This is a genomic window from Streptomyces sp. BoleA5 (genome assembly GCF_000373665.1).
Lineage (GTDB): Bacteria > Actinomycetota > Actinomycetes > Streptomycetales > Streptomycetaceae > Actinacidiphila.
The window spans coordinates 1-23,880 of record NZ_KB892135.1; the positions used below are offsets into that span (position 1 = coordinate 1).

27 protein-coding genes are annotated in these 23,880 nt (G+C 73.2%); 8 read left to right on the plus strand and 19 right to left on the minus strand.

All coding sequences use genetic code 11. From position 1 onward, the window contains the following. Nucleotides 1-524, minus strand: a 524-nt coding sequence (locus B085_RS0133635) for an amidohydrolase family protein (RefSeq protein ID WP_018562997.1), incomplete at its 3' end; no start/stop codon positions are given. A gap of 291 nt (nt 525-815) precedes the next feature. Between B085_RS0133635 and B085_RS0133640 the strand changes: the two genes are divergently transcribed. Beyond that, complete coding sequence (locus tag B085_RS0133640) at nt 816-1,562, plus strand: hypothetical protein (protein ID WP_018562998.1); 747 nt, start codon at nt 816-818, stop codon at nt 1,560-1,562. Beyond that, nucleotides 1,559-2,398, plus strand: a complete 840-nt coding sequence (locus B085_RS0133645) for an endonuclease/exonuclease/phosphatase family protein (RefSeq protein WP_018562999.1) — start codon at nt 1,559-1,561, stop codon at nt 2,396-2,398. The genes B085_RS0133640 and B085_RS0133645 overlap by 4 nt, the downstream gene beginning before the upstream one ends. A gap of 56 nt (nt 2,399-2,454) precedes the next feature. Here the strand turns inward: B085_RS0133645 and B085_RS0133650 are convergent, their stop codons facing one another. From B085_RS0133650 to B085_RS0133665, 4 genes are all read right to left on the minus strand, one after another. Then, the gene (locus tag B085_RS0133650) at nt 2,455-3,762 is read right to left on the minus strand and encodes an aspartate aminotransferase family protein (protein ID WP_037733047.1); all 1,308 of its coding nucleotides are present in this window, start codon (nt 3,760-3,762) and stop codon (nt 2,455-2,457) included. A gap of 8 nt (nt 3,763-3,770) precedes the next feature. Next, complete coding sequence (locus tag B085_RS0133655) at nt 3,771-4,616, minus strand: nitrilase-related carbon-nitrogen hydrolase (RefSeq protein ID WP_018563001.1); 846 nt, start codon at nt 4,614-4,616, stop codon at nt 3,771-3,773. A 130-nt stretch (nt 4,617-4,746) separates the two neighbouring features. Continuing rightward, a complete protein-coding gene (locus tag B085_RS0133660) occupies nt 4,747-6,198 on the minus strand; it encodes a hypothetical protein (protein ID WP_018563002.1) in 1,452 nt (483 codons plus the stop codon). A 194-nt stretch (nt 6,199-6,392) separates the two neighbouring features. After that, nucleotides 6,393-6,995, minus strand: coding sequence for a CGNR zinc finger domain-containing protein (locus B085_RS0133665; protein WP_018563003.1), 603 nt, complete (start codon nt 6,993-6,995; stop codon nt 6,393-6,395). Between the two features lie 91 nt (nt 6,996-7,086). Between B085_RS0133665 and B085_RS0133670 the strand changes: the two genes are divergently transcribed. Next, nucleotides 7,087-7,833, plus strand: coding sequence for a metallophosphoesterase (locus tag B085_RS0133670; protein ID WP_018563004.1), 747 nt, complete (start codon nt 7,087-7,089; stop codon nt 7,831-7,833). Here the strand turns inward: B085_RS0133670 and ggt are convergent. Beyond that, a complete protein-coding gene (gene ggt / locus B085_RS0133675) occupies nt 7,815-9,629 on the minus strand; it encodes a gamma-glutamyltransferase (RefSeq protein WP_078620196.1) in 1,815 nt (604 codons plus the stop codon). The genes B085_RS0133670 and ggt overlap by 19 nt on opposite strands. Before the next feature lie 88 nt (nt 9,630-9,717). Here ggt and B085_RS0133680 point away from each other — a divergent pair, with 88 nt between their 5' ends. Next, nucleotides 9,718-10,473, plus strand: a complete 756-nt coding sequence (locus B085_RS0133680; RefSeq protein ID WP_018563006.1) for a hypothetical protein — start codon at nt 9,718-9,720, stop codon at nt 10,471-10,473. Between the two features lie 55 nt (nt 10,474-10,528). On the opposite strand, the gene B085_RS0133685 is transcribed toward B085_RS0133680, so the two are convergent. Next, the gene (locus B085_RS0133685; protein ID WP_018563007.1) at nt 10,529-11,443 is read right to left on the minus strand and encodes an SGNH/GDSL hydrolase family protein; all 915 of its coding nucleotides are present in this window, start codon (nt 11,441-11,443) and stop codon (nt 10,529-10,531) included. A 204-nt stretch (nt 11,444-11,647) separates the two neighbouring features. Between B085_RS0133685 and B085_RS49755 the strand changes: the two genes are divergently transcribed. Further along, entirely contained in the window at nt 11,648-11,788 is a 141-nt protein-coding gene (locus tag B085_RS49755) for a hypothetical protein (RefSeq protein WP_018563008.1), read from the plus strand. A gap of 119 nt (nt 11,789-11,907) precedes the next feature. Next, nucleotides 11,908-12,654, plus strand: coding sequence for a GntR family transcriptional regulator (locus tag B085_RS0133695; protein WP_018563009.1), 747 nt, complete (start codon nt 11,908-11,910; stop codon nt 12,652-12,654). Nucleotides 12,655-12,706: 52 nt separating this feature from the next. Here the strand turns inward: B085_RS0133695 and B085_RS0133700 are convergent, their stop codons facing one another. Next, complete coding sequence (locus B085_RS0133700) at nt 12,707-12,991, minus strand: TfoX/Sxy family DNA transformation protein (RefSeq protein ID WP_018563010.1); 285 nt, start codon at nt 12,989-12,991, stop codon at nt 12,707-12,709. A 29-nt stretch (nt 12,992-13,020) separates the two neighbouring features. After that, entirely contained in the window at nt 13,021-13,542 is a 522-nt protein-coding gene (locus B085_RS0133705) for an ATP-binding protein (RefSeq protein ID WP_018563011.1), read from the minus strand. A gap of 140 nt (nt 13,543-13,682) precedes the next feature. Here B085_RS0133705 and B085_RS0133710 point away from each other — a divergent pair, with 140 nt between their 5' ends. Further along, entirely contained in the window at nt 13,683-14,537 is an 855-nt protein-coding gene (locus tag B085_RS0133710) for a helix-turn-helix domain-containing protein (RefSeq protein ID WP_018563012.1), read from the plus strand. 25 nt (nt 14,538-14,562) lie between these two features. Here the strand turns inward: B085_RS0133710 and B085_RS0133715 are convergent, their stop codons facing one another. Next, entirely contained in the window at nt 14,563-15,003 is a 441-nt protein-coding gene (locus B085_RS0133715; protein ID WP_018563013.1) for a DUF6278 family protein, read from the minus strand. Nucleotides 15,004-15,008: 5 nt separating this feature from the next. Then, a complete protein-coding gene (locus B085_RS0133720; RefSeq protein ID WP_018563014.1) occupies nt 15,009-15,347 on the minus strand; it encodes a cupin domain-containing protein in 339 nt (112 codons plus the stop codon). Nucleotides 15,348-15,455: 108 nt separating this feature from the next. Between B085_RS0133720 and B085_RS0133725 the strand changes: the two genes are divergently transcribed. After that, complete coding sequence (locus B085_RS0133725) at nt 15,456-16,337, plus strand: hypothetical protein (RefSeq protein ID WP_018563015.1); 882 nt, start codon at nt 15,456-15,458, stop codon at nt 16,335-16,337. On the opposite strand, the gene B085_RS0133730 is transcribed toward B085_RS0133725, so the two are convergent. The 8 genes from B085_RS0133730 to B085_RS0133765 form a co-directional block, all read right to left on the minus strand. Further along, the gene (locus tag B085_RS0133730; RefSeq protein ID WP_018563016.1) at nt 16,262-17,041 is read right to left on the minus strand and encodes an exodeoxyribonuclease III; all 780 of its coding nucleotides are present in this window, start codon (nt 17,039-17,041) and stop codon (nt 16,262-16,264) included. The genes B085_RS0133725 and B085_RS0133730 overlap by 76 nt on opposite strands. Nucleotides 17,042-17,125: 84 nt before the next feature. Next, on the minus strand, nt 17,126-17,773 hold the full coding sequence (locus B085_RS0133735; protein ID WP_018563017.1) for an MBL fold metallo-hydrolase: 648 nt from the start codon (nt 17,771-17,773) through the stop codon (nt 17,126-17,128). A gap of 127 nt (nt 17,774-17,900) precedes the next feature. Beyond that, a complete protein-coding gene (locus B085_RS0133740) occupies nt 17,901-19,181 on the minus strand; it encodes an alpha/beta fold hydrolase (RefSeq protein ID WP_018563018.1) in 1,281 nt (426 codons plus the stop codon). 84 nt (nt 19,182-19,265) lie between these two features. After that, nucleotides 19,266-19,787, minus strand: coding sequence for a hypothetical protein (locus B085_RS0133745; protein ID WP_037733025.1), 522 nt, complete (start codon nt 19,785-19,787; stop codon nt 19,266-19,268). 5 nt (nt 19,788-19,792) lie between these two features. Then, nucleotides 19,793-20,911, minus strand: coding sequence for an ROK family glucokinase (locus B085_RS0133750; protein ID WP_026251715.1), 1,119 nt, complete (start codon nt 20,909-20,911; stop codon nt 19,793-19,795). A gap of 199 nt (nt 20,912-21,110) precedes the next feature. Beyond that, nucleotides 21,111-21,890 (minus strand): ATP-binding cassette domain-containing protein, encoded by a 780-nt coding sequence (locus tag B085_RS0133755; RefSeq protein ID WP_018563021.1) that lies wholly within the window; start codon nt 21,888-21,890, stop codon nt 21,111-21,113. Further along, entirely contained in the window at nt 21,887-22,909 is a 1,023-nt protein-coding gene (locus B085_RS0133760) for an ABC transporter permease (protein WP_018563022.1), read from the minus strand. Before B085_RS0133760 ends, B085_RS0133755 begins: the two co-directional genes overlap by 4 nt. Then, nucleotides 22,906-23,868 carry a sugar ABC transporter substrate-binding protein gene (locus B085_RS0133765; protein ID WP_018563023.1) on the minus strand — a complete coding sequence of 321 codons (963 nt, stop codon included), beginning with the start codon at nt 23,866-23,868 and terminating at the stop codon, nt 22,906-22,908. Before B085_RS0133765 ends, B085_RS0133760 begins: the two co-directional genes overlap by 4 nt. Nucleotides 23,869-23,880 lie beyond the last annotated feature (12 nt).

Below are 23,880 nucleotides of genomic sequence, written 5' to 3' on the forward strand. Positions count from 1 at the left end.
CGCAGGATGCGGCCGTCGTCGCTGTAGAAGACGCCGGGGTAGGCCATGAACAGCTTGAAGGAGGTGACGCCCTCCTCGACGAGGATGTCCATCTCCTTGAGGGTGTCCTCGTTGACGTCGGAGAGGATCATGTGGAAGCCGTAGTCGATCNCGCACTGGGCGTCGGCCTTGGCGTGCCAGCTGTCGAGTCCGGCGCGCAACGGCTCGCCGACCGACTGCACGGCGAAGTCCACGATCGTCGTCGTCCCGCCCCAGGCGGCGGCCCGGGTGCCGGTCTCGAAGGTGTCCGAGGCGAAGGTGCCGCCGAAGGGCAGCTCCATGTGGGTGTGCGCGTCGACGCCGCCCGGGATGACGTACTTCCCGGTCGCGTCGACGACGCGGTCGGCGGACGCGGCCCAGCCCCGCGCCGGGTCGGAGTCGTGCGACGCGAGGGCGGCGACCCTGCCCCCCTCGACGAGGACGTCGGCGTGGACCTCCTCCGCGGCGGTGACGACCAGTCCGCCCCGGATGACGATGCGGCTCATGCTCCCACTCCTTCCAATGGTGAGGGCGGGGTCCGCGGAAACCTCGATGCCATGTCGGAACGGCTCTACGCACGTAGACCCCGCCATGGTGGAAAACGTATGACCGGTCACCCACGGTGGCAATACCGCTGCTCTCCATCGACGGGACGATCGCTGCGACTCCGAGCCCCCTACGGCGAACGCTCACAATATGCCATGAACCGGGCGTTCGGGTCTGTAGGTGACGAGGTGTGAAATCGCGTTGCCCCGGCCGCGGTGGCACGGCGACGATGGGCGCATGGAGGATCCCGCATGCGGCTGAGGCTGCGTCACTTCAGCCCGCGCACCGGCCCGGTGGAGCACCGGATCGTGCAGCCCTGGCAGCCCCCGCGCCACACGGCCCTCACCGACCCGGCCGGCTACGGCTTCCTGGTCGGCGACCATACGGGGCTCTCGGCGCTGGCCGGGCTGTTCGCCTTCGCCGCGTACTCGCGGCGCACCGTCGTCCATGTGCCGCTGCGCGGCGGCGTCCCCCTGGACGAGGAGGCGTACCTGGAGACAGCCGGCGGCCGCGTCGACCTCGTCCACCACTCGCTGGGCCTGCGGGTGAGCGAGTGGCCCGGGCTGCGCCGCCGTCTGACCGGCGGAGTGCCCCTGAGCGTCCGCACGGACGAGGCGCGCACCGCGCGCGACGCCGACGCCTGGTTGCGGCGCTGCGGCCACGCGGACACCCGCGACCGGCTGCGGCCGGTCGGCCACGCGCGGACGCTGTTCCTGGTGGGCAGCCGCGGCACCTTCTCCTTCGCCGCGACGGCACTGGCGCGGGCGGCCGGCCTGGGGCCGCGTCAGAAGGGCCTGACAAAAGGGCACATGGCCCTGGTCGAGGGCCTCACACCGCTGCTGGAGTCCGGCGACCGGCGGCGCGGGCCCGAACTCGACATCGCCTTCAAGGCGTACCCGCCGTACGCCCACTTCCGCAGGCCCGGCCGTCCACGGCGGCGGGGCGGCGCCCCGGCGCCCTCTCCCGCCGCCACCGGACCGCGGGCGGCGGGCCCATGAGGTTCGCGACGTTCAACGTGCTGCACGGTCTGCCGATCAGTGACGGCAGGCCGGCCCCATTCCCCCGCGGCGAGTCCGCGGGGGAACCCCTCGCGCGTGCCGTCGCGTCCCTGGACGCCGACGTCCTCGCGCTGCAGGAGCTCGACCGCTTCCAGGTCCGGTCCGGACGGGTGGACCAGGCCGCGGCCGCCGCCGCGGCGTCCGGCGCGCGGGACTGGCGCTACGCGTCGGCGGCACACGGCCGCTCGGTGCCGGGCACGGGGTGGGTGCGTGATCCGGCAGAACCCGGGATGCGGGTGTACGGGCCGAAGGACGCGGCCCGGGGCGACGGCCCGCCGTCGCACGGGATCGCCCTGGCCACCCGGCTGCCCGCACGGGAGTGGCGGGCCCGGCGGCTGCCCCCCTCGCCCGTGGGGCTGCCCCTGCGGGTGCCCGGACTCGCCGGGCTCCGGATGATGGCCGACCAGCCGCGCTGCGCCCTGGCGGCCGTCCTTGATGGCGCGCGAGGGCCGTTCACGGTGGTCGCGGTGCACCTGTCGTTCGTCCCCGGCTGGAACGTGGGCCAGTTGGTGGCGATCCGGCGCTGGATCGCCGGCCTGCCCCGGCCCCACCTGCTCCTGGGCGACCCCAACCTGGTGGGCCCGGTGCCGCCGCTGGCGCTGGGCGGGGCCTGGCGGACGCTCGCCCGTACGCGCACCTACCCCTCGCACCGCCCCGTCGTGCAGTTCGACCACGTGCTGGCTGCGGGCCTCGGGCGGGCCGCCGTGCGCTCCGCGAGGGCGCCCGCCGTGCCGGTCTCCGACCACCGGCCGCTCGTCGTCGACCTGCAGCTCTGACGGCGGCGGGTGGGCGGGGGCCAAGGCCCCGGCCCACCCGCCGCGGTGACGTCCCGTCAGGCCGGACCGTCGCCCAGCTCGCTCTGCGCCTGCTTGAGCGCCGCCTCCAGGATCGAGGCGCCCTCCTCCGCCTCGGCGACGGTCAGGGAGAGCGGTGGGGCGATGCGCAGCGCGTCGCCGGCCCGGCCGCCCTTGCCGATCAGCAGACCGCCCTCACGCGCCGCCTCGAGGACCACGCCCGCCGCGGCCGGCGAGGCCAGTTCGACGCCGAGCATCAGCCCGCGGCCGCGCACCTCGCGTACCACCGGGAGCCCGGCGGAGATGGCCTCCAGCCGCGACCTGAGCAGACCGCCCACGCGCCGCGCGTTGCCCTGCAGGTCGTGGTCGAGGAGGTACTGGAGGTTGGCCAGCGCGCCCGCCGTGGTGATGGGGCTGCCGCCGAAGGTGGAGATGGAGTTGGCGGTGAGGCAGTTCATCACCTCGGCGCGGGCGACGACGCCGCCCATGGACAGCCCGTTGCCGACGCCCTTGGCGAAGGTCAGGACGTCCGGCGGGCCGGAGCCCTCGTGCGCCTGCCAGCCCCAGAAGTGCTCACCGGTCCGGCCCCAGCCGGTCTGCACCTCGTCCGTGATCCACAGGATGCCGTGCCGGTCGAGGACCTGCTTGAAGGCGGCCAGCAGCCCGTCCGGGCCCGAGGTGAAGCCCCCGACGCCCTGGACCGGTTCGGCGATCAAGGCGGCTACCTGGCCGTTGGCCTGGCCGAGGATGTCCTCGAGGTCCGCCACGCAGGCGGCCGTGAACTCCGCGTCGGACAGGTGCGCGTAGGGGCCGCGGTGGCGGACGCCTCCGTGCACGTACAGCGTCTGGAGCGGTGACAGGCTCGTCGGCGACCAGGAGGTGTTGCCGGTGATGCCGATCGCGGAGAAGGAACGCCCGTGGTAGCTGTTGCGCAGCGCCAGGATCTGGTTGGACTTCCGGTAGGTGGTGGCGAGCAGCAGCGCGGTGTCGTTCGCCTCGGTGCCGGAGGTGGTGAAGAAGACCCGGGCGTCCGGGATGCCCGACAGCCGGGCGATGCGCTCGGCGAGGTCGACGGCCTGGGAGCTCAGGTAGAGCGTGGAGGAGTGCAGGATCCTCCCGGCCTGCTCGCGGATCGCCGCGGTGACCTCCGGCAGGGCGTGGGCGGTCATGGTGGTGAGGATGCCGCCGAAGAAGTCGAGGTACTGGCGTCCCTCGGCGTCCCAGACGTGCCGGCCCTCGCCGTGGGTGATCTCGATGGGCTCCCGGTAGTACGTCGCGAGCCACTGCGGCATCACGGCCCGGTGGCGGGAGTGGAGCGCGGCGTGCGGGTTCTCGGTGATGGTCATGGACGTGTTCACGCCTCCGTCAGGGTGCCGTAGGCGTCAGGGCGGCGGTCCCGGTAGAAGGCCCACTGCTGGCGCACGGCGGGGATCAGGTCGAAGTCCAGGTCACGCACGATCAGCTGTTCCTCCTTGTCGGAGGCGACGTCGCCCACGAACTGGCCCCGCGGGTCGACGAAGTAGGACGTGCCGTAGAAGTCGTTGTCGCCGTAGACCGGTTCCTGGCCGACCCGGTTGATGGCGGCGACGAAGTACTCGTTGGCGACGGCCGCGGCCGGCTGCTCCAGCTGCCACAGGTAGGAGGAGAGCCCGCGGTGGGTCGCCGAGGGGTTGTAGACCAGCTGCGCGCCGGCCAGGCCCAGCGCCCGCCATCCCTCGGGGAAGTGGCGGTCGTAGCAGATGTACACGCCGACCTTGCCGACGGCCGTGTCGAACACCGGCCAGCCCAGGTTGCCGGGCTTGAAGTAGTACTTCTCCCAGAAGCCCTTGACCTGCGGNATGTGGTGCTTGCGGTACTTGCCGAGATAGCTGCCGTCGGCGTCGATGACGGCGGCGGTGTTGTAGTAGAAGCCGTCCTGCTCGATCTCGTAGACCGGCACCACCGTCACCATGCCCGTCTCACGGGCGAGGGTCTGCATGCGCTGCACGGTCGGGCCGTCCGGCACCCGCTCGGCCCACCGGTAGTTCTCGGCCTCCTGCACCTGGCAGAAGTACGGGGAGTTGAAGACCTCCTGGAAGCCGATCACCCGGGCGCCCCGCGCGGCCGCCTCGCGGGCGTGCTCCTCGTGCTTCGCGATCATCGACTCGGTGTCACCGGTCCACGTCGCCTGGACGAGCGCGGCGCGTACGACATTGGGCATGACAGCTCCTTTGACGCGAGGTCACGCCGGAACGGCGGGCTGGTCTACGCACGTAGATCCGGCGCTGGGACGAACGTAAGAGCCCACAGCCCACTGTGGCAATACCGGCGCCGTTACTCAACGAAGCCGATCAGATTTCGCGGTCGGGCAGACCCGCTCGGCGCAGTGCGGCGGCCACGTCACGGCGTTTGGAGACCGACACCAGCCCCGCCGCGTCCAGGAGCGGGCCGACGAGCCCGGCGCGCTCGCGGGCGATCCCGGCGGCCGCCTCCGGGCTGCGGGCGCGCACGAGGGCGGTCAGCAGGCTCAGCGCCGCGTCCCGGTGGCCGGCGTCGAGAAGGGCCCAGGCGGTCGCGGCGACCTCGGCGGCGGGCCTGGCGGCCGCCTGGTGCAGCAGGGTCCGCCGGTCGTCGCCGCGGCCCGCCGAGTCCAGGGCGGTCGCGGCGGCCGCCAGACGGTGCGGGGGCTGTGCTGCCAGCTCCCACAGCAGTGTGGCCACGTCCGCGGCCAACCCCGACCGCTCCAGCGCGGCCGCGAGTTCGGGGATGTCCTCGGGCGGGCCCGCCACGGCCTCGCTCATCAGCACGTACGCCTCGCCGGTGCGGCCGGTCCGGCGCAGCTCCGCCATGCGTGCCGCGGCCGTCCGTGCGGCCTCCCTGCGGACGTGCGCCTCACGGACGCCGCCGCGCGCCTGCCCGGCCTCGCGGGTACCGGGCGTGTCCCGGCCCGCCGCGCCGGCGAAGCGCGCCCCGCGGGGACCTGGGTCGCTGCCGCCCTCCGGCGCCGCGACCACGGGCGGCACGACGGGGAGCGCGGCCGCCTCGGCCTCGGGTGCGCCGGCGAAGCGGGCGCCGCCGTACCGCGCTCCGCCGCGGGGGCGTTGCCAGCGTCCGCGGGCGGAGGACCGGTCGGCCGTCCCGGGCCGGGCGGCGTCGTCGTCACCGCGGCCGGGTGCGACCGCCGGGGCGTCCGCGCCGGGGGGCCGGGGTGCGGCCGGGGCGCGGGGCGCCGGCACGCGGGAGGCCGGGGCCGCCTGCGGGCGGAACCACCCCTCGGGCACGACCGGGCGGGAGCGGACCGCGTCGAGGCGCGCCTGGAACTCCGCGCAGCGCGCGACGGCCCGTTCACGGTCGTCGCGGGCCCAGGCGAGCTCGTTGCCGAGGCGCTCCGCCTCGGCGGGGGTGGCCGCGACGCGCAGCGCGGCGGCGACGTCGCGCTCGTGCAGCACCGCGTACCGGCGTTCCCTGGATAAGGCGTCCAGTCGCGTGCTCAGCGCCGCCTCGCCGCCCGGTACGGCGTCGTGAGCGGCGACGGCGGCGGCGTGCAGTCTGCGGGCGGGCTCGGCCGCAGCCTCCTGCGGGTGGGTGCCCCGCGCGGCGGCCGCGTCCTGGAGCAGGGCGAGGACGACGTCCCACGGCGGGACGTCGGACCCGTCGAGCCAGGCCCTGACGCCTTCGGGATCGCGTTCGGCGAAGACCGCGTACCAGCCGGGCGTGTCGCCCGCCGCGCCGACGAGCCCCCGGAGGTACCGGGCGAACTGCTCGACCGAGCCCGTGACCTGGCTGCGCGCCCCGCGTTCCACTCTCGCTCCTCCCTGCCTGCCGCCCGGCGGCGGAAGCGTGTGGTCCGCACGGCATTCGACACCCGTGGTGTTACGACGGTGCTACGGAGAGTTTTCGCACAGGGGGCGGAGGGTGCACGGGCGCCCGGACCCCGCGCGGAGGCACGGCGGCGCGCCCCCTCGCCGGGGACCCGGCACCACGGCGTCCCAGGAGCTCAGGACGGGGCCGCCTGCGGGCGGTGACGGCGGTAATGGCGTGCGACGCGGGCGCGGTTGCCGCAGGACGGCTTGCACCACTCCTGGCGGCCGTGGGACTTCACGAAGTACCGGACGCAGCGGGGCGCGGTGCAGGCCCGCAGCCGTTCACGCTCGGGGCCGGCGAGGAAGTCGACGGCGGCGCGGGCGAGTTCGGCGACGATCCGGGCGTCGGCACCGGCCCGGCCGGCCGGCTCCACCGCGGCCTCCAGCCGGGCGGCGGGAGCCTCCTGCGCCTCCCACACCAGCCGGGGTACGACGGGGACCCGCGCAGCGGCGGCGTTGAGGTGCGCGAGGGCCTCCTCGGCGGGCATCAGGCGCCGGGCGTCGGCGGAGCTGGGCGGCGCCGGCGCCACGGCGCGGGCGAAGAGGGCGCGCACGGCACGGCGGAGGGCGAGGACATCGGTGAGCGCGGCGTCGTCCGCGGTGAAACCGCCGTGCTCGGGGACGTGTTCGCGGACCCAGGCGGTGAGCGCTGAAGGGTCGCCGAGGTCGTCGGCGACCCCTCCGTCGCCGTCGTGCCGGACCGTGCTCACCAGTTCCAGGGCCAGGTAGCGCTCCACGGCGCCCCTCCTCTTGATCGTTCGCCGGCCGCACCATACCGTTCTAACGTCAGAAGAGGAATTTAGCATTAAGCCTGGAGGGGAGCGGCCCATGCTGCTGGCTCACATCAGCGACCTGCATCTGGACGGCACCGAACGCTCGACGGAACGCGCCACCCGCGTCATGTCCTATCTGCGCGGGCTCCCCCGGCAGCCGGACGCACTGCTGGTCACCGGCGACATCGCCGACCACGGCGCCCCGGCCGAGTACGAGGAGGCCGCCCGGATCCTCGACGCGCCCTTCCCGGTATTCCCCTGTCCGGGCAACCACGACCGCCGCGCCGCCTACCGCAAGGCGCTGCTGGGCGAGGCCGGGGAGACGGGACCGGTGAACCGGGCGCACCTCGTCGCCGGGACCGCGGTCCTGATGTGCGACTCGACGATCCCGGGCGAGGACGACGGCCTGCTCGACGAGGAGACCCTGGAGTGGCTGTCCACGACCCTGGGCGGGCTGGCCCCCGGCACCCCGGCGCTGCTGGCCTTCCACCATCCGCCCGTCGCGCTGCACCATCCGCTGCCCGACGGCTACCGGCTCGGCCGGCCCGCGGCCCTGGAGGAACTGCTGGCCGCGCACCCGGAAGTGGTCGCCGTACTGACCGGGCACGCGCACACGCCCGCCGCCACCACCTTCGCCGGGCGGCCGCTGATCGCCGCGCCGGGAGTGACGTGGACGCTGCGCATGCCGTGGGAGGGCGAGCAGGACGGCTCGGTGGCCGACCGCTCGGCGCCGCCCGGCGTCGCCTTCCATGTGCTGGACGACGAGCGGCGCCTGACGACTCACTACCGAGTGGTGCTCTGAACCACCATCGCCGAGCCGCCGCCGCGGCGCACCGTCTCGGCGGCGGCGAGCCAACGGCCGTCCGGCAGCCGCTGCACGCCGGTCGTGGCACCGATCTCACCCGCGTCGGCGAAGCCGTGCCCGATGTTCTTCAGCTCCGCCGCCACGTCGCTCGCGAGGAAGGCGGGCTCTACCTGGGTGGCTGTCGCATTGCGCTGGCTGGCGCGCGGCGCGGCGATCGCGTCCACCAGCGGCATGCCTCGGTCGACGTGCTCGGTGAGCACCTGCAGCACGGTGGTGATGATCGTGGCGCCGCCGGGCGAGCCCAGCGCGAAGTCGACACGGCCGTCCTTCAGCACGATCGTCGGCGACATAGAGGAGCGGGGCCGCTTCCCGGGGCCCGGCAGGTTGGGGTCGTGGACGGCGGGGGCGGCCGGGACGAACGAGAAGTCGGTCAGCTCGTTGTTCAGCAGGAAACCGCGCCCGGGGACGGTGATCGCGCTGCCGCCGGTCTGCTCGATCGTCAACGTGTACGCGACGACGTTGCCCCACTTGTCGGCGACGGTGAGGTGCGTGGTGCTCTCGCCCTCGTACGTCGTCGGGGCGGCCTTGCCGCCGCTGGCGCAGCGCGCCGGGTGGAACGGGTCGCCCGGGGCGACCGGGCTGGTCAGTACCGCGTCGTCCTTGATCAGGCAGGCCCGGGAGTCGGCGAACGACCGGGACAGCAGCCCCGCGGTCGGGACCTTCTCGAAGGCCGGGTCGCCGACCCAGCGACCGCGGTCGGCGAAGGAGATCCGGCTCGCCTCGAGGAAGCGGTGCAGGTACTGGGCCTCGGACAGCCGCGAGAGCCTGCCCGTGCGCTCCAGGATGTTCAGCGCCTCGCCGACCGTGGTGCCGCCGGAGGAGGAGGGGGCCATGCCGTAGACGTCCAGACCGCGGTACGAGACGCGGGTGGGGCTCTGCGGCTTGGCCTTGTAGGCCTTGAGGTCCGCCGTCGTGAGGTCGCCCGGGCGGACGACGCGGCTCGCGGCCGGGTCCACCGGAGGCTTGCGCACGGTGTTCACGATGTCGGCGCCTATGCCGCCGCTGTAGACGGCGGAGACGCCCTTGCGGCCCAGTTCGGCGTAGGTGCGGGCGAGGTCGGGGTTCTTGAGGGTGGAGCCGACGGCGGGCGGCTGCCCGCCGGGCAGGAAGAGTGCCGCGGTCGCCGGGAAGTCCTTGAAGCGCGCCTGGTTGGCCTCCGTCTGGCTGCGGAAGGTGGCGTCCACGGCGAAGCCGTCGTGCGCGAGGCGCTCGGCGGGCCGCAGCACGTCCCGCAGGCTGCGGCTGCCCCAGGACCGCAGGGCGGTGTCCCAGGTCGCGGGGGTGCCGGGGACGCCGACGCTCAGACCACTGGTGACGGCGTCGTTGAAGGGAAGCGGTTGGCCGTTCTCGACGAAGAGCTTGTCGGTGGCGCTCTTCGGGGCCGTCTCACGGCCGTCGATGGTGTGGACCTTGCGGTGCCTGGCGTCGTAGTAGACGAAGTAACCACCACCGCCGATCCCCGCGGAGTACGGCTCGGTGACGCCCAGGGCGGCCGCGGTGGCCACCGCGGCGTCGACGGCGTTCCCCCCGCGCCGCAGCACCTCGATGCCTGCGGCGGAGGCGTCGGCGTCGACGCTGGAGACCGCGCCCCCGTAGCCGACGGCGAGCGGGACCTTGGCGGGCGTCGAGTCCCGGGCCGGGGCGTCCACCCCCGGCGGGGCCGCGGCCACCGACAACGCGGCGGTGGCGGTTACGGCGAGCAGCGACAGACTCCGTACAGCGTGACGACGCATACGTGGACCTCCACTGGGGCGACCGTCCGGGCAGCCTAACCCCACCCTGCCTTTCTCGTCAGGAACGCCTCAACTACCATCCCGGCCCATGAGCGACGACGTGCGCAACATCGTGCTGGGACTGGCCGCGAGCGGTATCAGCGCCGCGCTGGGCTGGTTCGTCCGCACGTACCTGTGGCGGCGCAAGCTGCGCCGCAAACAGCGCTTCTTCGGGCTGCCCACCGGCTCGGAGTGTCTGATGGTGATCAACCGCGATCCGGGCTCGACGCGCGGATGGAGCGTGGCGCGCCATGACGTCTTCGCGCTGATCGAGCTGTCCGCGCTGATCAAGGAGTGCGGGGCGCACGCCGAGATCCTGCCCCACGACACCGCGTGGCAGGGCTTCGGGGCGCGCACGGAGTTCTGCATCGGCGGTCCCATATCCAACCATCGCATGGCGGCGCACCTGCGCTCCATGTTGCCCGGTTTCCAGGTGAACGACTTCACCGGGCCCGTCGAGGACCAGGGCGCGCTGACCGTGGGCGGCGAGGCCTACCGCATGGAGAAGGGCAAGGTGGAGTACGTCTTCCTGGCCCGGCTGGCCGCCGACGAGAACACCGGGAACAACCGCCCGGTCTTCCTCGCCTCCGGCCAGCGCGGGGTGAACAACCAGGCCGCCGTGCGCTACCTCGCCCGCCACTACCTGCGGCTGGCCCGTAAGTACGGGGTGGACGGCACCTTCTGCCTGCTGCTGAAGGTCGTCAACTCCGACGCCTACGGACCCGACGTGGTGGAGGTCGTCGCCGACGTCACCCGTGAGGCCAGGACCCCCGCCGGCCGCCCCGTGGCCGTCGCCGCGGAGTGACGGCCCGGGGCCGGTCGGGCGGGCGGCCGCGGGGGCACGGGCCCCCGCGGCCCCGTCATATACGGCCGCGTGCGCAGAGCCGGTCCAGGACCGCGGCGGCCATGGCCTCCTCGCCCAGCGCGTTGGGGTGGGCGGGCGCGGCCGGAGCCGCGGGTGTGAGCGGCTCGATCCAGCGGACGCCGGGGGCCGTGCACATGTCGTGGCCGACGGTCGGCGTGTAGGTGTCGACGTAGGTCGCGTGGGCGGCCTTGGCACGTCGGGCCAGCATGGCGTTGAGCCGCTTCTCGGTGTCCCGGAGGTAGGCGAAGTCCCCGTCGGCGAAGGGCACGGCCGGCCGGCAGCCGACCCCGCTGTCGGGGAGCAGCGCGGGGTAGCCCACGACCACGACACGCGCCCGCGGCGCGCGGTGGTGGATGGCGTCGAGCACGGCGTCGATCTTCGGCGCCGTCGCCTCCACGGCGGCCCGCAACTGGTCGGTGCCGCCGGCCGAGTAGTACTTCTCGCAGGGATTGCCGGTCGGGTCGGAGACCGCGGCACCGGCGCAGGTGCGGATGATGCTGCCGAAGCCGACGTCGTTGCCGCCGATCTGCAGCGTGACCAGGGAGGTACGGCGGCTCAGGGCGTCCAGCTGCGGCGGGTTGCTGCCCTGGGCCTTCCACATCTCGGCGGTGGTGGCCCCGCCGCAGCTCACGTCGGTGAGTACGGTGCCTCTCAGGCGCTGCGCGACCAGCGAGGGGTAGTTGCGGTTCGACCGTGCGCAGTTGGCGTCCACCTGGTCGGGGATGAGCGGTCCCGACGTGTACGAGTCCCCGAGCGCGACGTACGCGTCCCGGTGGCCGTTGCCGTGGCCGTGTCCCGGATGGTGGCCGTCGCGTGTGTGCGCGGTGGCCGGAACCGCGCTCACCGCGGTGAGCACGAGCGCGGCCGATGCCACGGCCGCCCCCAGGATCGATGCACGTCCGACACCCATCGGGCCCTCCCCCTGTCGACGCTGACGGGTTCAGACTCGGCGTCCCAGGTGTCCGAAGTCAATGGAGGTGTCGCAAGTTCGCTCGACGGACTGACGTTCCCTCAGGTCGGGCAACCCCTGCCGGCGTGCGGCATGCGGTCGCATCGGCGCCGTGAAGACCGCGGCCTCGCTGTCCGGGAGCGCACTCCGAAAGACCCCTTCGGAGTGGAACCGACGCTGTGCTCCGCCCCCTGCGCCGTCCCGGCCGGCCACCGCACGGAGGCGGCCGCGGACACCGTCGGCCCCCTCCGCACCGAGCACGTCCCGGCCCTCTCCGGCCTGGCCTTCTCCTCCCCGGCAATGTGACCCGCGCGGCTCTCCGTACCGCTTCGCCGACCGTCACTCCCGTAGCGTGCGTACCTCGGTACGCAGCCGTGGCCTGCGTACCTAAGGTCGTGCCACGAGCGGGAGAGAGGACAGCGGGGATGGCCGAGCCGGGGCCGGTGTACCAGTGGATCGCCGACGACCTCATGCGGCGGATCGACGAGGGACTCCTCAAGCCCGAGTCCCCCATCCCCTCCCGTTCCCGGCTCAAGGAGGCCTACCGGGCGAGCGACCAGACCGTCGACCGGGCGGTGCGCGTGCTGAAGGCGGCGGGATACGTCGAAGGGCAGTTCGGGCGCGGGGTGTTCGTGGTGGACCGTTCCGCCCGCGCGACCCTCGACCGCGGCACGGGCGCGGTGGACTCGCCCTTCGCCGCACGGGTCGTCGGAGACACCGCGGAGGTGGACTGGGAGGCCTCGACCGTCACCACGACCGCCCCGCCGGCCATCGCCGAGCGGCTGGGCATCACCACCGGCGACCCGGTGGTGATGACCCGTTACGAGTACCTGGCGAACCGCCGGCCCGTGCAGCTCGCCACCAGTTGGGAGCCGCTGGCCGTCACCGACGGCACCGACGTCGCGCACCCCGAGCGCGGCCCCTACGCCCGCCGGGGGGTGCGGGGGCGGCTGGCCGCGATCGGGGTCCGCGTCGTACGGGCCCGCGAGATCCTGGAGTCGCGCCCGGCCACCGGCTGGGAGGCACAGGCGCTCGGCTGCGCGCACGGACAGTGCGTGACGGCGGTCCAGCGGACGTATTTCGACGCCGACGACCGTGCCGTCGAGACTTCCGACACGGTGATCCGCGCCGACCGCTGGCGCGTGGCCTACAGCATCGACTTCTCGTCCTGACCGGGCCCGTTGGGGGCCGCGCCCGGCCGTCGGCGGTGTGTACGGGCTGTGGCTATCGGCCTCCGGCGGCAGCGCCCGCATGGCCCTCGCCGAGCACCCGGCCGACCAGCGCGTCGCGGTCGGCCTTGGGGATGGCGGTCCAGCGGGTACCGCGGATCGCGCCCTCGAGGGCGAGCAGGGTGTGGGTGCGGGCGTCCTCGGGAAGCCCCTCGCGGATCATCGCGAAGGCCCCTCCGGATCCGAGTCGGCGCAGCTCGTCGGCGTCCGGCACGCCGGCGCTGCGGAGGCGCTCGGCCAGGACCGCGCCGATGTTGGGCATCTGCTGCAGGGAGTCCATGACCCCATCATGCACCTCCCGACGCCCCGTCAGACGGCGATCTCGGCCCAGACACGCTTGCCGCCCGGGAGGAGTTCTGTCCCCCAGCGGTATGTGAGGGCGGAAACCACCTGGAGACCGCGGGTGCTCCCGGCCGTGTCGGGGACCCGGCCGGTCAGCACCAGGCAGGGCGGAGTGCGGGAGCCGTCGCGGACCGACATGTGCACCAGCGTCAGCCGCCGCGACAGCATCACGCCCACGCGCCGGCCGCCGGCGTGCCGTACGGCGTTGGAGACGAGCTCGGCGAGCACGATGCCCGCGGTGTCCAGCAGGTACCCGAGACCCCACACGTCCAGGGTCGCCGCGAGGATGCGGCGTGCCTGGGCGGGCGCCAGGTCGTCGGCGGGCAGGAAGACCTCGCCCAGCAGCACCGTGGCGGGCGGGGCCGTGACGGGGTCGGCCGCCGGATCGCGGGTACGGAGGGTATCCGGAGGCGACGCGCCGCCCGCACCCCGGTCGGCGCCGGGGGCGACCCGCCGGAACGGGGGCGGCGCGGCCAGGTTGTCCCCCATGTGACCACCTCGCAGGTGTCGTAGGTGGCGCCGAGCATTCCCGTGAAGCCCACGTGCACGCGATACCCCCGCGCTATTCTCACCACGACATACCCGCTGGTAACACCGGTGGAGCGCCGACGGGTGGACGGGAGTCGTGGATGTCGGAACCGGTTTCCGGTGATGCCGTCGATATCCCCGCGTGGGCCTGGGAGCGCGAGGAGATACGGGAGGCCCTGCGGACCCGCGACGCCGGAGCGATCCTGCGGTTCGCACAGCAGTACGGCGGCGCGAGCCAGTCGCGCATCGCGGCCGCGACGGGGCTGCTGCAGGGCCGGGTCAACGAGATCGTGCGGGGCCGCCGTTCGGTGGTGCGGTTCGACGTGTTCGAGCGGATCGCCCAGGGCCTGCGCATGCCGGACCACGCGCGGCTGCTCATGGGGCTCGCGCCGCGCCGTCTGCGCTCCTACGGAGTCGGGGACCTGATGGACCATCCGCAGGTCGCCGCTGTCGCGCTGACCAAGCCGGAGGCGGCCGCCGAGATCCGGGAGGCGGCGGCGGGCGCGGACGCGGTGGACGTGGTGGGGGTGCGCGCCATGGGGCTGCTGGCGCTCGGCGACTCGCTGCTGCGCGGACCGCTGACCCGCCGGGAGCGGACCCCCGCCCGTATGCGGCTGCTGCTGCTGCACCCGGAGAGCCCCGCGGTCGCCCCCATCGCGGAGGAGGTCGGCGAGACACCGCGCTTCTTCGCCTCGAGCCTGCGCTTTGCGGAGGAGATGCTCGGCGCCCTCGCCGAGGAAGGAACGATTCACCTCGAGGTCTACCGCTACCGCACCACGCCGGTGTGGCGGCTGGTGCGCCTCGACGCCGCCACCTTCGTCTCCGTCATAGGACCGCCCGCGGACCCGCGGGGCTCGCTGGTCTACCGGCTCTCCCCCACCCCGCCCGGTTCGGTGCTCCACGGCTTCGACCGCTGGTTCGAGGCCATGCTCGGCGAGGCCGAACGCGTCATATAGGCCGTGCCGCGGGCCCTGGCGGCGCTCAGGCCTCGGAGGCCTCGGCGTAGACCTGGGACAGCTCCGGGGTGCCGCTCTCCGCCCACTCGTGGCCGGCCTCGACGACGTCGAGTTCACGGCCGGAGGCCAGCAGGATGACGGGCCGGCCGTTGGGCCAGATCTGCCAGCTCGCGCCGGGCACGGTGCGCACGACGACCGTGCCGAGGTAGAGCCCGGCGTCGTTGCCGAGCCAGGACAGCTCGTCCGGGTCGTCGCGCCAGCGCGGGACCAGCTGGTCCAGACGCTCCAAGGAGACGGACGTGTCGTCCAGTTCCACTCCCTCGGCCTCGGCCCTGGCACGCAGCAGCTCGCACTCCGAGAGCAGTTCGGCGACTCCTTCCGGGTCCTCGGCGAGGGACTCCGGTACGGCCGCGCCGCGGACTTCGCCGTACCGTTTGCGCCACCTGTCCAGGAAGGAGATGTCCATGGGCATCAGCCTATGGTGTAGGCCTTCCGCAGTGTCTCGTGGACGGTCCATGTCGTGCTGTCTCCTTCGCGCAGGACGCAGACGTCGCCCGGTCCGAGCTCCAGGGTCGGTCCGCCCTCCACCTCGACGGTGGCGCGGCCGCTGACGACCACGAACATCTCGTCCGCCTCGGTGTCGGTCACCACGCCCGGGGTGATCTGCCAGATCCCTCTCGTGCGGGTGCCGTCGGGCGACTGCCACAGCACCTTCCCGGTGACCTCCGGGGAGCCGGAGACGATCTGCCCCGGATCCAGGGGCTCGGGTTCGAGCACGGCGGTGGCGATGTCGACGGAGAAGCTCTTCATGGCCGGAGCGTACGCGCGGGCGTATGCCGACGGTAACGACACGTTGTATACGTTCCGTTGCCGCACAATACGTAACGTAAGGCTGCCCGGCGGGAGAAGGACCACGCAATGCGGGATGAACGGGAAGCCGGGGTGCGGGCGGCGGACCGCGCCTGGCGGCTGCTGGAGGAGTTGGCGGCGCGGGCCCCGGGGACGGTGTGGCTGGCACCCGGCGCGGACGACCCCGAGGTCGCGGCGTGGGGCGTGCCGCTGCCCCAGGAGGTGCGGCACCTGGTCGGCAGGGTGAGGTCGATCCGCATCGGCGGCTTGGAGGAGTACCGGCTGGCCCCCGAGCGCGGTCTGCACCCGGGCGGCTGGGCCGTGGGGCCGCCGGGCACCGCGCACCTGCTGCACGAGTCCGGCGGGGACACGCTCTTCGTCGACGTGGACGAGAACACGGGTGCCTGGGGCAGGGTGTTCGCCGCCACCGGGGTCTTCCTCGACACCTGGGCGTATGTGGCGCCGTCACTGGTCGACTGGGTCACCCTGCTCGCCAGGGCGGGGCTCGCCGCCCTGGCGGGCATGGCGCCCGAGGCAGGACGGGAGCCGGGGTCAGGGCCGGCGTCGGTGCCGGATGGGGCGGACGAGACGCTCCCGGAGCACGCCGCGGTGCTGGAGCGGCTCGCCGAGACCTCGCACGTCTTCTCCTACCGGCCCGACCTGAGGGGCACCCCGGTGGGCCGGGCCCGGCCTGAGGCCGACCCGGAGCTGGCCGCCGTGCTGACCGGGCTGCCGGACGACGCCCTGGTGGTGGACCTGCGCGACGTGGCGCACCCGGCGACCTTGCACCTGCCCTGCCCGCCGGGGCTGCGCGGCTACGTCGAGTTCCAGCGCAGGGCCGGCGGGCGCTTCGCCGTGGGTCTCCCCCGGACCGGTCAGACGTCGAGGTCGACCACGACCGGGGCGTGGTCGGAGGCGCCCTTGCCCTTGCGCTCCTCGCGGTCGACGTAGGCGTCGCCGACCGCCTTGCCGAAGGACTGGTTCGCGTAGACCAGGTCGATCCGCATGCCGCGGTTCTTGGGGAAGGCCAGCTGGCGGTAGTCCCAGTAGGTGTAGGGACGGTCGTACTTCAGGGGGCGGGGCACCACGTCGCTGAGCCCGGCCTCGCGCAGGTGCGCCAGCGCCTCCCGCTCGGCGGGGGTGACGTGGGTCATCCCATCGAAGACCGACGGGTCCCACACGTCCTCGTCGGTGGGCGCCACGTTGTAGTCGCCGAGGACGGCGAAGGGGCGCTCGCCCGCCGCGTCCTGCGCGACCGCCGCGCGCAGCGCCTCGAACCAGCGGAGCTTGTACGCGTAGTGCTCATGGCCGACCTCACGGCCGTTGGGCACGTACACCGACCAGACCCGGACCGGGCCGCAGGTCGCCGAGACCGCTCGGGGCTCGTCGACCTCGTCGTACAGCGGACCGCCGGGCAGGCCCACGACGACGTCCTCGAGGCCCACCTTGGACAGGAGGGCCACGCCGTTCCACCGGCCGGTGGCGTTGACGGCGGTCTCGTAGCCGAGGGCGCGCAGCTCGTCGAACGGGAACTGCTCCTCGGCGCACTTGGTCTCCTGGATGCACAGCACGTCCGGGCTGTTCTTCTCCAGCCAGGCCAGCAGTCGCGGCAGGCGGGCGGTGATCGAGTTGACGTTCCAGGTGGCGATGCGCATGGACCCGAATGTACCGCCCGCCTCCGACAGCCGGTTCCGGGGCGTTCCCGCAGACCGTCCGCGCCAGGTCGTCAGCCTGGGACGTCAGCCCAGCTCGGCGCTGTCGCCGGGGGCCATCCTGCCGTGCTCGGCGCCGCCGACACCGGGCCCGTCGGGGCCGAGCAGCCGGTCGTACAGGGTACGGGCGAGGTCGTTGAGCAGCCCGTCGTGGACGTCGATGGCGCGGACCGGCTTGACCTCGCGGAGGTAGTCGATGACCTCGGAGACCTTGTTCCAAGGTGCGTGCACGGGCAGCAGCAGCGTCTCGACGGGCCGGCCGGGCACGGTGAGCGCGTCGCCGGGGTGGAAGAGGGAGCCGTCGGCGAGGAAGCCGACGTTGGTGATGCGCGGGATGTCGGGGTGGATCACGGCGTGCATCTGGCCGTACACCTCGATGTCGAAGCCGGCCGCGCTGAAGGTGTCGCCCTCGCCGACGGTGTGGACCCGGCCCGGGAAGGCGGCCGAGACCTGGTCGGCGACGCTCTTCAGGGTCCAGATCTCGGCGGCGGGGTTGGCCTCCAGGGCGGCGCGCAGCTGCTGCTCGCTGAAGTGGTCCGGGTGCTCGTGCGTGACGAGGACCGCCTCCGCGCCCACCGCGGCGTCCGGCTCGGTGAAGCCCCCGGGATCGATGACGAGCGCCCGCCCGTCCTTCTCCAGCCGGACGCAGGCGTGGCCCCTCTTCGTCAGCTTCATGACTCTCCTCCAGAGCGGTGATCCTTTGCACGACCATCATGGCCGAGGCCCCGGGCGCCGCACACGCCGTATCCAGGTGGAGATGCCGAACGGCTGACGGGGCGACCAGGTCGCCGTGCGCGCGGGCTCACTCCCGTGGGCGAGTCTCCTCCCGGATGACGCGCCGCGCCACCGCGAAGGCGGAGGTGGCGGCGGGCACCCCGCAGTAGACGGCGGTGTGCAGCAGCACCTCCTCGATCTCGGCCGGGGTGAGGCCGCCGCGCAGCGCGGCCTTGGTGTGCGCGGCCAGTTCCGTGTGGTGGCCGCCGGCGACGAGCGCGGTCAGGGTGATGACGCTGCGGGTCCGCCGGTCGAGCCCGGGCCGGTTCCAGACCTCGCCCCAGGCGTAGCGGGTGACGAAGTCCTCGAAGTCCCCGGCGGCCTCCTCGGTCTCCTCGGCCGCCCGGTCGACGTACGCGTCGCCCAGCAGCTCGCGCCGGGTGCGGTCGCCCTCGGCGTACCGGTCCGGCCCGGCCGCGGCGCCGCCCGCGTGCTGCGGGACGGGCCACACGGGGGCCGCCGCCGGTACCGGCCCAGGGACGACGGGGGCGGGCTGCGCGGGTACGGCCACGACCGCGGGCTGCTCGGTCCAGGTGGCCTCGAAGTGGCGGGCGAGGAGCTCGCCCACGGCGGCGGGCTGCTCCACCGGCACCAAATGCGAGGCTCCGGGGACGACCGCGAGCCGCGCGTCGGGTATCCCGGCGACCAGGGCCCGGGCGTCGGCGGGCGGCGTCACCTGGTCCTCGGCTCCGCCCAGGACCAGCGTCGGCACGGTGATCAGGCCCAGCTCGGCGCGCACGTCGTGGGCGGCCAGCGCCTCGCAGGCGGCGATGTAGCACTCCGGGTCGACGGCCCGGGCCATCTGGACTGACCAGTCCACGATGGCGGCCTGGACGTCACGGAAGGCGGGGGCGAACCAGCGCTCGGGGGCGCTCAGGGCGATCTGCTCCAGGCCGTTGGCGCGGACGACCACCCCGAGCTGCCGCCAGGCGTCGGGCGTGCCGAAGCGGGCTGCCGAGGAGACCAGGGCGAGCGAGGCGACGCGCTGCGGGGCGCGCAGCGCGAGCTGGGTACCGATGGCGCCGCCGAAGGCGCAGCCCGCGTAGCCGAAGCGCTCGACGCCGGCCTCGTCCAAGGTACGCAGCAGGCGGTCGGCGAGGTCCGCGGTGGAGATCGAGGGGTCGGCGGGGGCGCCGCCGTGCCCCGGGAGGTCGTACCGCAGGACCCGCCACTGCCGGGTCAGCTCGGGTATCTGCCGGTCCCACATGTGCCACGTCGTGCCCAGTGAGGGGCCGAGGACCAGGACCGGCGCGTCCTGCGGTCCGTCGATGCGGTGCTGGAGGGTCTTGGGGCTATGCTCGTCGGTCACTCGCGCCACGCTATCCAGGCGTTCGCGCGCGCCGACGGCCGGGCCCCGCGGCGGCGCGGGACCCTTGCGGCGCCTGGGCGCCGGTCAGCGGAAGTTTATCGTGGACACGACATAGACCACGGGGTGGTCCGTGTTGGAGAAGTCGACCGTGATGTTGTGGTCCGGCTTGTCGCCGTGCTGCTTGAGCTTGAGGCCCGCCCACCTGCCGTCCGCGCCGAAGTTCCAGCGCACGGTGCGGGCCTGCTTCCGGCTCACGGTCACCTCGCCGTCCGCGAGGGCGGAGCGGCTCCTGCCGTACTGGGCGAGGAAGGTGTCCAGGCCGCCCTGGTTGGTGCGGAACTGCACGTAGAAGGAGCTGGACGCCCAGTTGTTGGTCTCCAGGTATGCCACCGGCGCCGAACCGGACGGGATCGTCACCTCGTAGATCCGCCGCTGCACCTTGGTGGGCCACAGATGGGTGAGCGTGGTGGCGGCGGCCTGCTGCTGCTTCTCCTCGCCGCTGTCCCGGCTCTGCTCCGCAGAGATGATCACATAGCCGATCGGGACCAGGATCAGCAGCGGGACGACCGTCCACTGCACCCAGCCCGGTGGCTTCCTCGGGGGCATGGCACTCACTTGCCGACAACCTTCGCGTAGCGCTCGTACCGCTCGACCCGCCGCCGGTTGGCCCGCCGGAAGCGGCGCGCGACCAGCCGCGCCAGATCCGCGGCGCCGACCATCCCGGCCTCGGGGCCGAGCTGCGCCTTGACGATACGCGCCTCCGGCCGGTAGCCGCGCCCGGTCAGATGGCGCCGGAACGCGTCGCGGGCCGGGGCGATCAGCAGATCGTCGGCCGCACTGACGCCGCCTCCGATGACGAAGCAGGAAGGATCCAGGGCCGCGGCGAGATTGGCGATGCCGACGCCCAGCCACTGGCCGATGTCCTGGAAGAGCTCGACGCACATAGCATCACCCTCACGGGCGAGCTCCGTGATGAGCGGACCGGTGATCTCCCGCACCTGGCCGCCGACCCGGTCGATGATCCCGTACGCCACCGGGGACTCGGCCGCCGCCAGCTCCCGGGCCTCGCGCACCAGGGCGTTGCCCGAGCTGTACTGCTCCCAGCAGCCGCGGTTGCCGCAGGCGCAGCGGTGCCCGCCGGGCACCACCTGCATATGGCCGAACTCGCCCGCCACGCCGTAGCGGCCCCGCTTGACCTGGCCGTCCTCCAGGATGGCGCCGCCGATGCCGGTGCCGAGCGTGATCATGACGAGGTCGTTCTCGCCGCGGCCCGCGCCGAAGCGCCATTCCGCCCAGGCGGCGGTGTTGGCGTCGTTGTCCACCATGACGGGAACCCGCAGGCGTTCGGTGAGGCGGGCCTTCAGCGGCTCGTCCCGCCAGGACAAGTGGGGCGCGAAGAGCACCCGCGAGCGGTCGGCGTCGACCCAGCCGGCCGCGCCGATGCCGACGGCGTGCACATCGTGCCGCTCGGACAGGTCGAGGACGAGCTCGGTGATGGTGTCCTCCACCACCTTCGGGCTCTTGCTCTTGTCCGGGGTCTCGGTGCGCAGCTTCTCCAGGATGTTGCCGTCCGCGTCGACCACGCCGGCCATCACCTTGGTGCCGCCGATGTCGATGCCGACGGTGGGGACGCGGGGCGCGGTGAGGTGCGAGCGGCGTTCACGGCGGCCCACCGTGCTCAGCAGTGTGGAGCTGCTGGAGGTGCGGGCGGCACCCCGGTACATGCTCATCGGTTCACCCCCGTGGTTCCGATCCCGGACTCGGTCCCGAACTGCAGCTCGGTCGTCGCTCGCAAGGCTCGTCTCTCCGGGGTCGGGGGCGTTTCTCCGAGTGATTCTAAGTGCCGGTGGCAGCGGGGGTGTGGCCCCCGGCCCGGGGCGACGGCGGGCGGGTGCGCGGGGCGGGCGGCCGGGGCCGCCCGCCCCGCCGTCACGGCGCCGGGCGGCGCAGCTCGTGGGCGAGGGCCTCCAGGTCCGTGCCGCCGGCCATCTCCCGGGTGAGCTCGTCCACCGTGATCCCGTCCCTGGTGTAGGTTCCGGTCATCGCGCCGCGGCGCAGCAGGACGAAGCGGTCGCCGACGAGGTGGGCGTGATGGGGGTTGTGCGTGATGAGGACCACGCCGAGCCCGGCGTCCCGCGCCGCGGCGACGTACTTCAGGACGACGCCGGACTGCCGGACACCGAGCGCCGCCGTGGGCTCGTCAAGGATGAGCACCTTGGCCCCGAAGTGCACCGCCCGGGCGATGGCGACGCACTGGCGCTGCCCGCCCGACAGCGTGCCGATGGACCGGTCCACGTCGTGCAGGTCGATGCCCATGTCGCGCAGGGCCGTGCGGGTCGTCTCCCGCATCATGGCGACGTCCAGGCGCTTGAAGGGGCCGCGGCCCTTCCTCGGCTCGGAGCCGAGGAAGAAGTTCCGCCACACCGGCATCAGCGGGACGACCGCCAGATCCTGGTACACGGTGGCGATGCCGTGGTCGAGCGCCTCACGCGGGGACGCGTGGCGCACGGGCACGCCCTCGATCTCGTAGCTGCCCCGGTCGTGCTGGTGCAGCCCCGCGATGATCTTGATCAGGGTGGACTTCCCGGCGCCGTTGTCGCCGAGGACGCAGGTGATCTCCCCCGCGTGGACCTCCAGGGAGACGTCCTCCAGAGCGCGCACGTGCCCGTACGCCTTGCTGACGCCGGTCAGCTTCACCAGGGCCGTCACTTCGCCGCCTCCGCCCGCTTGCGGACCCAGGCGTTGAGCAGCGTCGCCAGCAGCAGCATGGCGCCCAGGAAGAACTTGAACCAGTCCGGGTTCCACTCGGCGTAGACGATGCCCTTGCTGGTCATGCCGAAGATGAACGCGCCGACCGCCGACCCGATGGCGGAGCCGTAGCCGCCGGTCATCAGACAGCCGCCGATCACGGCGGCGATGATGTACAGGAACTCGTTGCCGATGCCCTCTCCCGACTGCACCACGTCGAAGGAGAACAGCAGGTGCTGCCCGGAGATCCACGCGCAGAAGGCGACGGCCATGTAGAGGCCCGTCTTCGTACGGGTGACGGGGACGCCGACCGCGCGGGCCGCGTCGGGGCCACCGCCGGACGCGAAGATCCAGTTGCCGGCGCGGGTGCGCAGCAGCACCCAGGTCGCGACGGCGACCAGGGCGATCCACCACAGGATGGTCACCTGGAGGTCGACGTCGCCGATGGTCAGGTGCGAGGCGAACAGCGCACGCGCCGAGGGGAAGCCCTCCATGTCGGCGATGGACTTGGTGCTGACCGTGCCGTCGATGAGCTTGGTGAAGCCCAGGTTGAGGCCGGTGAGCATCAGGAAGGTGCCCAGCGTGATGATGAAGCTCGGCAGCTTGGTGCGGGACAGCATGATGCCGTTGAAGAAGCCGATGGCAAGGGTGACGAGCAGCGAGACGCCGACCCCGACCCAGACGTTCGCCGTCATCTGGTAGCTGAACATCGACGACACCAGGGCGGAGGACGTCACCAGGACGCCCGCCGACAGGTCGAACTCGCCGCCGATCATCAGCAGCGCCACCGGCACCGCCATGATCCCGATCGTGGACGCCGCGTACAGGACCGTCCCCAGGCTCGCCGGCCGCAGGAAGGAGTCGGCGGCCACCGAGAAGAAGACGAAGACGGCCACGGCGCCGACGACCGCGCCCAGCTCGGGGCGGCCGAACAGGCGGTGCCCGAGCCGCCTCGGAGGCGCGAGACTGTCCGCGCTCATCGGGTGCCCCGCTTCGCGTAGTCCTTCAGCGCGGCCGCGTCGTCCTTGGTGACGATCTGCGGGCCGGTGAGCACGGGCCTGCCGCCGCCGAGGACGTCGGCGTTGTAGCGGTAGAGCCACAGAAGGTCGACGGCCTCGTATCCCTGCAGGTACGGCTGCTGGTCCACGGCGAAGCCGATGGTGCCGGCCTCCAGCGCGCCCGCGACCTGGCCGTTGAGGTCGAAGGTGTCGACCTCGGCCTGGCTGCCCGCCTGCTCCTTCGCCTTGGCGGCGGTGGCGGCGTAGGGCGCGCCGAGGGTCACGACGGCGTCGATGGAGCGGTCGGCCGCCAGCTTGGCCTGGAGGGCGGACTGGACGTCGGGCATGTTGGTGCCGTTGACGTACAGGTTCTCCGTCGTGCCCTCGAAGGTGTTCTTCACACCCGCGCAGCGCTGCTCGTGGCCGACGTTGCCCTGCTCGTGCAGCACGCACAGGACGTGCTTCCTGCCGCGCTCCGTGAGCTCGTCGCCGACGGCCTCGCCGGCGATGGTCTCGTCCTGGCCGATGTGGGCCAGGGCCCCGAAATCCTTGGACTGGGCGGACCCGGAGTTGATGGTGATGACCGGGATGCCCGCCTTCTCCGCCTTCAGGACCACGTCCTTCATGGCCTCGGGCTTGGCGAGCGTGACGACCAGGCCGTCGACCCTCTGGTCGATGGCCGTCTGCACCAGCTGCGCCTGGTCCTTGCCCTGGTCGCTGTTGGAGTACAGGAACTTGATGTTGTCCTTGGCGGCGGCCTGCCGGGCGCCCTTCTGGACGATGTCCCAGAAGCTGTCGCCGGCACCGGCGTGGGTGACCATGGCGACCGTCCACCTCGGTGTGTCGACGGCCGAACCGTTGGCCTGGGCCTCCTTGGCCCGCTGCTCCGCGCGCAGGCCCCCGGTGCTGCTGCAGCCCGCCAGCGCCACACCGATGACCACTGTCAGTAGCGC